Consider the following 11,869-nt stretch of genomic DNA (forward strand, 5'->3'; position numbering starts at 1 on the left):
TTTAAAACCTCGAAATAAGAATTCCGAGGTTTTGATTAATCTACTAACAACTGCGTTACGGCAGCTGCATTAATGGCCCATTTTTGGTCGTAAACTTCATCCGCATCAAGTGAATCTACAATTTGTAATTTTTGAGCCTTTGCTTTTATAGTTAACAAACTACCAATATTCAATTTGCTCGATAATTTAGCTAATAGAGCTTGTACTCCTTTGTAATCCAAACCTTGAACTACTTGACCACCAAAAGTCATTTCTAACCAAACGATTTCTCTTTTGGCTACATCAAGTACACCAAAAACTAAACCTTTAGCCACATTTTGAGTTACTCTTACTTGGTGATCTACACAAGAAGGGTCGTATGCTACACCAGATCGCTCTGAAATAGTCATTGGATATTTACTATTCATCCAACCTACAACTAAGTTAGGTGTAATACTTCCATTACTATAAGCATTACAAGTAAAAGTTACATATTTGGCTCCAGCATAAGCTAGTGCATTTACATCAATATTGATATATTCGGCAGTACCTATTTGATTTGGAATACTTCTTATATCTCCACTATGCGTACAACCTGTTGCTTGCAATTGGCTATACGAACAAATCTCTGTTTTATCTGCATACGCAATATGACAACTCAAATCCATATCCAAATGTTGTGCTGGTAAACCTTGTCCCCATTGCATAAACAATCGTACAGTATTGCCTGCTATTGGAAAACGTGTTCCCATTAAGGCTACTGGTAAATCTTGTATGCTCTCACTTCTATCTCCTATAGACACTGGCATATTGAATAATTGTGGATCAATATAAATCGTTTTGTTCTCATTCTCTTGAGCTGCAAATCGTTTCTCCATTGCCAACAAGCACAACTCTTCAATTTGATTTTGCATCGCTTTTAATTGGTCTTCATTGTACAACGATAACAATCTATTTGGTCCAATTTTCTTGTTTACTCCACCTAAAGGTTTCACACTTCTTTGTATGTTGCTATCAAAGTAGTTTTGTGCATACATGTTCAACGTAAACACCAAACGAGCAGGTACTTTATCAATTATCTTCTCAAAAGCCGCTATCGTTTCATCAGGTCCAAACCATAACATATTAGAGAACAAAGAACGAGCAAACAAACCTGGTCTTTCTTGTAATAGAGCAAAAGTGGTAGCCGCATCCGATTTTAAACGGAAATAATTTACTTTTCCTTGCCACACTTCATACGTTTGATTATAAAATACATCTAACAATGTTTTCAAAGCTTCAAATCCTTTTCTCTTACTATATTCTGACAAACGCAAAGCTCTAATAAAACGCACCCACATTGCTCTTTTTGGATGCATCATTTCACATGCTTTTTCTGCTTCTAATGGTAAATTATTCAACCATGTAGCTACCATTAAACATTCCTTTCTTGAATATTTTAATTTCAAATCTATTGCTGTAATCAATTTCGCTTTCGCACTATTATCAGCAGCAACAAAGAAATGTTGGTTATTACTAGCAATTCTATTGATGATTGTTTTTGGTTCAATGATCTGTAATAAATTGGTTTTCTTGTACCATAAATAACGTAAAATATCCGTTGGAGAAGTAAAAAGAGAACTTGCCTTTTCTTCTTTATCCAAGTCGATTAACGTATCAATCACTAACATCATCGTTTCTTTAATTCCAATTTTCACTTCGCTTGGCAAAGGCAAATAAGACAACAATCCCTTCAAACTATCTACTTGTGTAGCATCTAAAGCGGTTTTAGAACTTAATAACGAATGATAAAATTCGTTTAACTCTTTCTCAGTCCAAAGCTCCAATACTTTCATTTTACTACCTTGTCCTTCTTGTTTAGTAGTATCAAACTCAAATGGAGTACCACAATAAGGACAACCATTATAACGCTCTAATGGAAACGTATTCGCAGGAATAATATGTCCACATGCTAAAGTGGTTCCTTTATTGGTTTTAAAAACATTCGCAAAAAAAGTAGTAATATGATCATACAAAGACTCTCCTGTTGGAATTTCCCAGTTTTTTACTAATGGTGTCCAGTTTTTGTTAACTCCTACTACTTCTTTTATAGTATCTTGAATTTCTAATTTATATATTGGATGCACTGCATTAATAGCTTGTAAAGCTTCTTCTGAAAAAGCAAATCCTAATTTGGATACATTAGCTACTAAAACCGATGTTGGTCCTGTAATCGTTGTTGTTGTTCCAGTGATGAATTCACTAGGAATGTATAGTGCGTTTTGACGCAAGCTGATTTTTAATAATTCGTTTGTTTTCATTTTATTTATTTTTAAAAAAATTAGATAATGGTGCTTCTGTTTTCTACCAAAGAGTTTGAAGTAAGAAGCACTTGACCTTAATTCTAGAAGATAATAGGCTAACTAGCATGACAAATTTTAAGTTTGTGGTTGAAGTAAGTTAGTTTTGACCTTCTATAGTGGAGCAGATGGGATTCGAACCCATGACCTGGGCGTTAAAAGCGCTGAAGTAAGTTTGAATTGACCAAAACGCTATTTGAAAATGTACCAACATTTTTGGACTCGAACCAAGACTTCCGAAGAAGTCTAACCTGATTGAAGTATGTTGCTATTGTCCAACTAGTTCTGACGTTTTGATAATGTATAAACTAACCTGCTCTACCACTGAGCTACTGCCCCAAAAGATGAATCAACTGATAATCGTACAAGTGTGTTTTCTGGAAAAAAATTTGAAGTAACTTATACTTGACCTTGTTGACTCATTTTTAGTATTTAAAAGAACGTTTTTATTTCTTTACAAAGATTTCATTATTAGTACGCAATTATTTTACGTAGTGCAAATATTTTTTAAATATCTTATTATAAACAACAACTCAAAACAATTATTCTCAAAGCTATCGTGCTGTAAACGTTCCATAAGTAATTTATATAACATTTTTTAACCACAATTATTTATACATATATTCTTGCATAGAATTTTAAAATATAAACACCAATAGTTCAAAAAGACAAAAAAGCCTTCATCACGAAGGCTATAAATAAATTCGTAAAAATTAATTAAATTACTTTTTTATAATTTTACCTCTCTGTTTATATCCATCACTGTTTTTAATTTCATAAAAATAGATTCCAGACTTCAAAAAATCAATATTTAAATTTTCTTCTAAACTATTCTTTTCAATTAAAATCTTATGATTATTATCAAATAATTGAATAGATAAAGTTTTTAGATTCTCTCCTTCAAATGATAAAAACTCACTTGCTGGATTAGGATAAACATTTACTTTATTTTCAATATTCATCAGTTCATTTTCTATTTCTTTAGAATTATTAAATGAACTTTTACTTTGCTGAACATCACATCCTCCACAGTCTAATACTTTTTCAATCTTTACAACTCTCTTGATTTTATTACCAAAACAGTTCATCATTACATTTCCTCCAGTATTAAAATTTAAGTGAAAAGAATGCATTGTTCCATTTTCAAATTCAATAACAACACAATAACAAGAATGACATAAACTATCTACTTTTGTAACTTTCACACAAGACATAGTTCCACAATTCTCAATAGAAGATATTAAACAATTTTCATTTGTATTATTATTACAAGAATGCTCAACTAAATTGACATAAGCTGGACTTCCAGGTCTTAAAAAATTTATATTCATGGAATTTTCAATAATTAAAAATCCACTTGAAGGCAATGTTTCAAACTTCATTGTTAAAGTATCAAAATCCGCTTGAATGATTATTACTTTCATTCCATTCATTAAGTTAGTACTTATAACTGAATTAGTTGAAGCATCATATTGAGCATTTTGAGATAATGGTAAATTAGGATTAATGATCAATTCTTGACTTCCATTTACTCTTTTTAATACCCATTTAGAATTTAATTTTTGAGAATTTGTTAGTACTGAACTTGACTCTCTTGTATAAGTATGAAAAACATTACAAGAAGCTACATCATCATAATTTGCTCCAGTATCAAAAATTGGAGACTGTACTATTCCATTTCCTACAACTCTATCTATTTGAGAAAAGAGTGTAGATGTAATTAAGACGAATACTATTAAAATTTTATTTTTCATGTTTGTTTGAATTCCTTTTGCATTTACATGCCATTTTATACGAAAACTTTAGGACTTTAGTTAAATGTTCCGTATTTATTATATCCTTTTTAGGATATAAATAATTATATATTACGAATTTATTTAAAACAAAAATAAATTAAAAATTGTAAGAAAAAACACAAAAGTTGTTAAATAATATCACATTAAAAACAAACTCGCCTTTACTTTAAACCCAAATTACGAATTAGAAATCTATTACAAAATCTAATGTATAATCTGGATTAAAGAACGGAAAAAGAGAGGTTAAAAAAAGTGTTGCAATGGTTTTCTATTTCATTTACCCTATTGTACTGGCAAATCATACAAACAGAAAAGCAAAACAGCAGTTCCAGAAACGTACACCCTTTTCAGGTCTTTAGATAATGTTTCTTCATTAAAAAGAAAGGTCTCTTTGCAAAGGCTAATTGTTTTTATAGTAATCTTAAAAGAACGTTTTATTTTCTGACACAAAGATTTCAACAGTAGTACGCAGCTATTCTACGTAGTATAAAAAATGTATAAATTATTCTCAATATTGTCTTATAATCATTAACCATTAATAAATGCTATAACAGTTGCCAAATAGGCTTCTCTAACCGCTTCAAATCGGGTGATGTTTGGAATATGATTCACTTCCAATAAATACTTCTTACCATCATTACCTACTATGTAATCATTTCCTATCATATCCATTTGCATGGCTTTTTGAATGTGTAAAGTATCGGCTAATAATTCAGCATCTACTGGCATAAAACCCGCACTATTGGGATGAATAGATTTTAACCACGTTTCCCCTTCCAGTTTAATTTGCCAATGCTTATCACCAAGTACCATAATACGAACCGCTTCTCCTTCAAAATAAGCTTCGGTTGTAGCGGTAAATTCACTTTCCCATTCGCCCGTAAAACGATGTTTGTTTTCGCCACAATGCCAATTGCCCCATTTAGCAACCGTATCTTCTGTTGCGTTCATTGACGCTCCTGCACTAATAAATCCTCTTGGTGCACTAAATTGCGTATGCGTTAAAGCCTTCACCAAACAAGGAATCTTAAAGCGGCAATCGAGCATGGCAACTGCATTAGGATAACAATCCCCATTCCAGATAGCCAAACCAGCAATAAAATCGAAATCATTATCATAGATACCGTAATAGACTACTTTATCTACAGGTAACATGCCTACTCCATTGGCTTTTTCCATGTATAATACTTGGCCTTTTACCACAATTTTTGGAAGGGCTTGATGCCAAATGATCAGTCCAGAATAATTAGCTCTAATGACCTCATATTCTTCTTGTTCTATGCCAACTAAGGCTATTCTGTTATAGATTTGCATTTTTTTATTGTTTCAAGCGTTCTTGATGGGCTTTATCTCGTTGCTCTATGGCTCCAAAAGGACTCCCTTTGAAATAACCAATATTCACAAAACCATTCTCTTCTGTAATAAGAGATTCTTTCTTAGTAACAGCTCCTGTATATTTAGAACCATAATTCCCTTCTAATTGTCCCGTTGCAGGATTTAAATCGCCCCATTTGGGTGTTTTTCCATTATAAATAGGTTCTACGAAATAAATAATTCCTGTTATCCTCGATTTCATTAAGAATCTTCCTGTTTCGTCGGTATTCGTTAAAAATCGTTTTAGTATATCTTTTCTCATTTTTCTATTTTTTTTAATTGTTTTTATTTTGTTGTTTTTTTAACCACATAGGTACTCTCAATCTGCGTCACTTCGAGTGCGAAGCGTATCGAGAAGCTATCATTATGTTTTACCTATTCAAAAAATAGAGATACAAAGCCTTAATAATACTTTTCACATCGGTATTGGTATAAAAACCAGAACTGTTGATGCAATTTATTTCTACAATTTTCCAGCCATCAGAAGTCAAACAAATGTCCATAACGAAAGCTTCTTCTAAGTTAAAAAGGGAAATCATTTCTTTGGCAAAAGCCATTCCTTCAGCAGCAACACTAGCTTCAAAAGCAAAATCTCCATTAAACTTATAATAACCAGCATCTATAATTTGTCCGCCTACAATCCAAACTCTTGCTTCCTTTATAGTTGTTTTAGGTTTGGAAATTTGTATTTCTGAATCTTTAGTAATGGAAAGCTTTGGATGGGCTAAAGCCTCAATAATAAAATCTTCCCATTCTTCTTTTTCAAATACTTTTCCTGTGAAAATTTTAGCTTCTTTATAAGGTTTTATAAATTTCTTCTCTCCTTTTTGCCAAACCAAATCATCTGTTAGCTTTCCAATCTTTATTTCATCATTCAACAAATGTGAACCATAATAATGAGCATACACTTCATACAAATGATTGCCACCATAAAACGAACCTGGAAACCAGTCTTTATATTGTTTTGCTAATCGTGCCATAGTTACCGAACCATATACAAAAACATCCTTTCGATTAGCTTTCATAGCAATTTCGGTATCGGTTGGTTTTATATTTACAACTTCATATTCTATTCCTAATTCGTCCAAAGCATCAAAAACTTTATAATGATCCGGATCTAAATAGATATTGGCTTGGACTAAAAAATACATGATTTCTAAATTTTTAATTGTTGTTTTTACATAAGACATAAGGTTCTCGATACATTTTTAATTAAATCGCTATTTACATTTCATTAAAAATACTCTAACTGACGAAGTATTAACAACATCAAACCTAGTACTCTCAATCTGCGTCACTTCGAGTGCGAAGCGTATTGAGAAGTTTATACTACCTATGCTTCTATTCTCCGTTTTATTACTTTTATTAATTCTACTTTCACCGTTTCTGGAAAACCTGATAATCCTGGAATATCATTATATTCTACTATAAATTCGTTTCCTTCTTTATCTATTAGCACATCTAAAGCGAGAATATCTGCTTTTAAATGATTGCTTACTTTTCTAATTCTTGTTTCCCAGATAGAGCTTACTTCTATTAATTGAAATTCGTTTGTTAATACATTCGATTTCCAAAATTGTCCTTTGCGTTGCATCGCCCAAACTTTATCTTTTACTATCAAATAGCGTATATCAAACTGATAATCAATATAAGGCTCGATAGTACTATAATCATTGGTTACAAATAACAAATCTTGAATATCTTGCCATTTTTCAGCGTTTTGAACCAATACTTTTCCATAACCACCATGATAGTTACCCACTTTAACTACAAAAGGAAATGGCATTGCTATGTTTTTTAATAATCTAGAATGCGTAACTACTTGAAAAGGAATTACAGGCATTCCTAGATTCGATAAAACATGCAACATAGACAAACGATCATAACCTTGAAGTAACGTTTCAGCACTATTCACACAAACAACATTGGAACTCTTAATGATTTCTAAAGCCGTTCTATGCTTCCAATTGGGTGAAATGGCACCCAATCTCCAAATGATTAAATCGGGTGCACATACTCCTTCACTATCTACAACAAAGAGTTTTTTATCTTTCAGTATAAAATCAGAATCTTGAATTTTCTTCTGAACTACAGTAAACTCTGGAAGATAATCTTGCCAATATTTTTCTCCATTCAGTACTAAAATTGTTTGCATTGTTTTACACTTTAATCGTCATAAACTCTTCTTTAATTAAGCTTATCACTTGGTTATTGACTCTTTTATTGATGCTTTTTTGTTCTTCTTTTTCTAAAACATCTAAAGCTGTTGGGTTGTCTTTTTTAAAATCAGCAATCACATCTTGTGAAAACAATCCTACCAATTTACCCATCATTTTAGGCTGAAATTCTCCTTCTTTACTCAACACATTATACAATCTGTTAATAGTAATATAGTCTTGAATAGTTTCCCAAATGGTTTGTGCTTCTCCTGAAAAATAATTCTCTTTATGCTCTTTTTTAGGTTTGTTGTTTTTACCTACTTCAGCCCATTTTTCATTTTTATTCTTCAAAATCACTCTAGAACCGTTTCCGAAATACTTTGGAATAATTGGCTTAATAATAACTCCTTCGCAAATATTGTTTTCTAATTGGGGTAAACCCAACCAATTTGGAATCAAGGAGTTAAATTCATTTGGATAACGAAAGGCTTCTTCTAAAGTACCCTCAAACAAGGTTTTTGCATAAAAGAAACCTGTTTTTTCAAACACACTATTTGCCGAATCAACGGTTAAGTAATGCGTGCCGTTTACTTTAATATCAAAAGCATAGAAATCATTTTCTGGGCAATAATCCACTCCTTTTTGTACTTTGATAGCGTTTTTTGCTACAGCTACTTCTTTATGGTTGTAATTTCCACCAAACAATTCCCCAAAAATCACAATGAACTTAGTCTCTTGAAATTCCGATTGTACCGTTTTAAAAGCTTCCAATACTTTCTCTTTGTATCGTTTTGCTACTTCATGAGCATTGTAAAAAGTCTCCTCTTCACTAACGAAATCAGTACGCTTTGCAATCTTAATCGTTTCTCCATCCGTATAAAAAGAGAAGTTAGCACCGTGTACCTTTTCTTGTACCACATAGATTTCTTTCTCAAAACCATGAATTATAATTTGTTCCAAAACTTGTTTTTGGTACGTATTTTCTATTGAATTGTATTTTCTAAATTCCATTTTATTAAACTAAAAGTTAAAAACTAAAAATTAAAAGCTAAGTACTAAGTACTATTCACTAAGTACTAATTCCAATCGCTTAACACCAAAATCAGATTTTCTTAACTTACACATTCTGTCATCTACTTTGTGGTGAAAAACAATACCTTCTATATCTGTTTCATCACTCATTAAGAAAGCTTTTAAATCCTCAAAAGCAACACTTTCTAAATCAATTATTTCAGAACCGTGTTTTACCAATTGGTGTGTTTCAAATCGTTCCGGGTTACCTTGCACTTTAGGACCACAGAGTTCATATGTACCATCTAATAATATTGTTAAACTATCAAACCCTTCAAAGAAGAAACGATCTTCTGATTTGGTTCGATCACATTTTATCCAGTGTGGATGATGACCCGATTTACTATCTGCTTCTTGACAAGGAATGGCTCCATCAGGAATTTTTCTACCCTTTTTAGCATCAAATCGTTTAAACAATTCACCATCAATAATAGCCACCGAAGTACCATCAAATTTTCTTGTCGCTATCGCTTCCCCTTCAAAAACCCAAGCATTTTCTTTGTTAATTATGCTCGTTACCCTACCTAAATCTTTAGGATCTTTTTCAAATAATGTACTTATCTTTTTCATCTTATTTTTCTTTTTTATGGTTAGTTAAACCTTAATAATTTGAGTCCAAATCCAATCGAGAAGCTTTACTTCAAAAAAGAGTTCTCGATACTTTTTAACTACGTTGCTCTACGTTAAAAAACTCGAACTGACGAACTGCTAATTACTAAGCACTATTTACTAAGTACTAATCACTTAAACACCAGAAGGAATCGAACCTCCATCTCCAGCATACATTGCTGTTGCTCTAACCTTTGAGCTATAGCATTTTGTTGATTTGTCAGGATTCGAAACCGAACAAAGAGAGTCAAAGTCTTACTATTCACTAATTACTATTCACTAATCACTAATTACTAATTACTATTCACTAGCTACTAAACAGTCTGGGAAGCAGGACTCGAACCTACAACCTCTCGCATCCAAAGCGAGTAAACAACCAATCGTTATCTTCCCAGCGGTTACTCAAAGTCAAGTCTTTTTGAGAGACAGTCAAAAAAACCATCCTTTGAGTGGGTGTTCCTTTCTAAGAACATTTTGTGATTTTGTCAAGATTCGAACTTGAAACCTATTGCTTCGTAGGCAATTGCTCTCTCCAGTTGAGCTACAAAATCAGTTGCGGAGAGCAAGGGAATTGAACCCTCATTACCTTGTGAGTAAACCGATTAGCAGTCGGGTGTAACAAACCAATATTTACCTACTCTCCAAATTTTAAGCATAAAAAAAAGCACCTCGTTAAAGGTGCTTCATGTTTACAAATAAGATAGTATTATCTTATTGCCTATAGTGATGCACCTGCATGTTTCGTTTTACCGCGAAGTCAAAACTCGGGTTTAGTGAAAAGCTACGCTCTAGTGAAATTAAATTCATTTTTTGTTCTCCTTTATACTGTATATCTAGTGTTCTCATGTTTCTTAATTATAAATTGTTACTGATTAATTAATCAATTGTTTTATTACTTCTTCAAAAATCAATCATTACTAATTGATTGCTTCATTATTTCTGCTGCAAAGATAAAGTCAAAAAAAGTAAACTTCCAAATCTTTTTTTAAATTATTTTATTGACTATCAATTAGTTACACTTATTTTTAAGCAAAAAAAAGCCTGTCCGTTTTACAACCGATATTCTTAAATCATCCAAATGACTGTCTCTCATTTGCTTAGCTTTCAAGTCTTATTTTGTTTTATTTTTATTAAGCATTAAACATTTTTTTCTTTTTTTTAAATTCTCTTCTCTTTCCTCTATTCTCTTCACTAATTACTAAGTAATAAACAACAAAAAAAGCGCCCTCTTGTGAAGGACGCTTGTATATATTGTGAAGTAAAAAGTACTTTTTCTGTATTCTAAAACTCATAAAACATTACAAACGACCTATTGCCCTTAGCAGGGAATCCTTCTGCTAAACGGTAGTTACTATCTTTTGATAGTATTACAATATGTTGTCTTAATGTTTTCATTTCGAGGACAAATATAAGATTTATTTTATAAAATTCATTTTTTTAATAAAAATTACATCTAAAAATGCTAAAATTATAAGATTACTTTAAATAGTACTACTTAACCACAAGATCCAATTCTAAAATGGAAACCAAACAATGAACACAATCTTTATTTTTTAGAACATCCTTTTATTGTAGATTCAATGCCTTTCCATATTTGACTTTCAGAAGCTAATCCAGGTTTTTTAATTATTGTATAAGCTACACTGTTACTAGTAGGATTAAAATTAAACTCTAAAAGCACTTCTCCTACAATTGTACTTGTTTTTGCTGTTCCAGAATTAGCTCCAGGTGGAGCATAAACCGTTCCGTGTTCTTTTAAGCTTGTTGCTTTTACACATTCCCAAATTGATGGTGTTACTCCATCAAAAGTTTTTGATTTTGACATAATGTTTATTTTTAAAGTTGTTTATTTTTAGACCCTTAAATATCTTTTCTATTAAATTTATAATGGAAACCTCATCCTTATTTCTAAAGAAAAACTAATTATTTTACTCTATCGAAAAGGTGGACCATAAATCCATAATACCAATGATTTTCTTGTTCCTTTTGTTACAGGAGTAACTCTATGTAAGAAATAAGAAGGAAATAGTATTACGCACCCTTTTTTCCTTGGTAGTTTTACCACTTCATTTCCTATCATAAACTCAAAATCACCACCTTCATAGTCTTCTGGATCTGATAATTGCATGGTAATACTTACTTTTCTTCTAGCATATTTTTCACTTCCTAAGTCCATATGCCAATCAAAATGTCCACCATTATGATGATAAGCTGTATATTGTAAATCATCAACTATTTCTGTAAGATCAAATTTCCAAAGAGATTTATTCGCTTCTGTAGCCATAGTAATAAACCTTTCATACAACCATTTAAAATCTGGAACTTCTTTTTTAAGCCATTTAATTTCACTTTTTCGTTTTATTTCTAAATCATCCGTATCATGTGATATTTTTGCAATATTAAAAGGAATAGGCTCCTGAATTTGTTCAATTTGGAGTAATTCATCTTCTGTAAATGCTTCTTGAAACCAATACCAATTATCTAATTGGCATTGGTCATAATTATCTAATAGCATATTCATAATCAAATATTTATAAGTACT

General features: G+C 31.6%; 10 protein-coding genes and 4 tRNA genes. All 14 read right to left on the reverse strand.

Annotated elements, in window-relative coordinates; all coding sequences use genetic code 11:
• Window positions 1–35: 35 nt before the first annotated feature.
• Entirely contained in the window at window positions 36–2,279 is a 2,244-nt protein-coding gene (locus tag LXD69_RS15490; protein ID WP_246916053.1) for a TerD family protein, read from the reverse strand.
• A 761-nt stretch (window positions 2,280–3,040) separates the two neighbouring features.
• The gene (locus LXD69_RS15495) at window positions 3,041–4,072 is read right to left on the reverse strand and encodes a T9SS type A sorting domain-containing protein (protein ID WP_045971415.1); all 1,032 of its coding nucleotides are present in this window, start codon (window positions 4,070–4,072) and stop codon (window positions 3,041–3,043) included.
• A 570-nt stretch (window positions 4,073–4,642) separates the two neighbouring features.
• Complete coding sequence (locus LXD69_RS15500; RefSeq protein WP_246916054.1) at window positions 4,643–5,428, reverse strand: ATP-grasp domain-containing protein; 786 nt, start codon at window positions 5,426–5,428, stop codon at window positions 4,643–4,645.
• Between the two features lie 4 nt (window positions 5,429–5,432).
• Entirely contained in the window at window positions 5,433–5,750 is a 318-nt protein-coding gene (locus LXD69_RS15505) for a hypothetical protein (protein WP_246916055.1), read from the reverse strand.
• A gap of 109 nt (window positions 5,751–5,859) precedes the next feature.
• A complete protein-coding gene (locus LXD69_RS15510) occupies window positions 5,860–6,639 on the reverse strand; it encodes an ATP-grasp domain-containing protein (RefSeq protein ID WP_045971828.1) in 780 nt (259 codons plus the stop codon).
• A gap of 182 nt (window positions 6,640–6,821) precedes the next feature.
• Entirely contained in the window at window positions 6,822–7,643 is an 822-nt protein-coding gene (locus tag LXD69_RS15515) for an ATP-grasp domain-containing protein (protein WP_246916056.1), read from the reverse strand.
• Window positions 7,644–7,647: 4 nt separating this feature from the next.
• Window positions 7,648–8,658 (reverse strand): RNA ligase family protein, encoded by a 1,011-nt coding sequence (locus tag LXD69_RS15520; RefSeq protein ID WP_045971422.1) that lies wholly within the window; start codon window positions 8,656–8,658, stop codon window positions 7,648–7,650.
• Between the two features lie 51 nt (window positions 8,659–8,709).
• Window positions 8,710–9,288: an RNA ligase 1 family protein gene (locus LXD69_RS15525; RefSeq protein ID WP_246916057.1), complete on the reverse strand. Its 579-nt coding sequence runs from the start codon at window positions 9,286–9,288 to the stop codon at window positions 8,710–8,712.
• A gap of 176 nt (window positions 9,289–9,464) precedes the next feature.
• Window positions 9,465–9,536, reverse strand: a tRNA-Thr gene (locus tag LXD69_RS15530).
• Between the two features lie 113 nt (window positions 9,537–9,649).
• A tRNA-Pro gene (locus LXD69_RS15535) sits at window positions 9,650–9,722 on the reverse strand.
• Window positions 9,723–9,804: 82 nt separating this feature from the next.
• Window positions 9,805–9,878 (reverse strand) — tRNA-Arg (locus LXD69_RS15540).
• Window positions 9,879–9,883: 5 nt separating this feature from the next.
• Window positions 9,884–9,970 (reverse strand) — tRNA-Ser (locus LXD69_RS15545).
• Window positions 9,971–10,873: 903 nt separating this feature from the next.
• Window positions 10,874–11,152, reverse strand: coding sequence for a hypothetical protein (locus LXD69_RS15550; protein ID WP_045971426.1), 279 nt, complete (start codon window positions 11,150–11,152; stop codon window positions 10,874–10,876).
• Between the two features lie 108 nt (window positions 11,153–11,260).
• Entirely contained in the window at window positions 11,261–11,848 is a 588-nt protein-coding gene (locus LXD69_RS15555) for a 2OG-Fe(II) oxygenase (RefSeq protein WP_246916058.1), read from the reverse strand.
• Window positions 11,849–11,869: the final 21 nt, after the last annotated feature.

This window comes from Flavobacterium sediminilitoris (genome assembly GCF_023008245.1).
In the GTDB taxonomy this organism is placed as follows: Bacteria; Bacteroidota; Bacteroidia; order Flavobacteriales; family Flavobacteriaceae; genus Flavobacterium; species Flavobacterium sediminilitoris.

Coding starts and splice junctions, on each gene's coding strand:
- LXD69_RS15505 (WP_246916055.1), bottom strand. CDS start 5,750: ATGAGAAAAGATATACTAAAACGATTTTTAACGAATACCGACGAAACA.
- LXD69_RS15515 (WP_246916056.1), bottom strand. CDS start 7,643: ATGCAAACAATTTTAGTACTGAATGGAGAAAAATATTGGCAAGATTAT.
- LXD69_RS15550 (WP_045971426.1), bottom strand. CDS start 11,152: ATGTCAAAATCAAAAACTTTTGATGGAGTAACACCATCAATTTGGGAA.
- LXD69_RS15495 (WP_045971415.1), bottom strand. CDS start 4,072: ATGAAAAATAAAATTTTAATAGTATTCGTCTTAATTACATCTACACTC.
- LXD69_RS15520 (WP_045971422.1), bottom strand. CDS start 8,658: ATGGAATTTAGAAAATACAATTCAATAGAAAATACGTACCAAAAACAA.
- LXD69_RS15525 (WP_246916057.1), bottom strand. CDS start 9,288: ATGAAAAAGATAAGTACATTATTTGAAAAAGATCCTAAAGATTTAGGT.
- LXD69_RS15510 (WP_045971828.1), bottom strand. CDS start 6,639: ATGTATTTTTTAGTCCAAGCCAATATCTATTTAGATCCGGATCATTAT.
- LXD69_RS15500 (WP_246916054.1), bottom strand. CDS start 5,428: ATGCAAATCTATAACAGAATAGCCTTAGTTGGCATAGAACAAGAAGAA.
- LXD69_RS15490 (WP_246916053.1), bottom strand. CDS start 2,279: ATGAAAACAAACGAATTATTAAAAATCAGCTTGCGTCAAAACGCACTA.
- LXD69_RS15555 (WP_246916058.1), bottom strand. CDS start 11,848: ATGAATATGCTATTAGATAATTATGACCAATGCCAATTAGATAATTGG.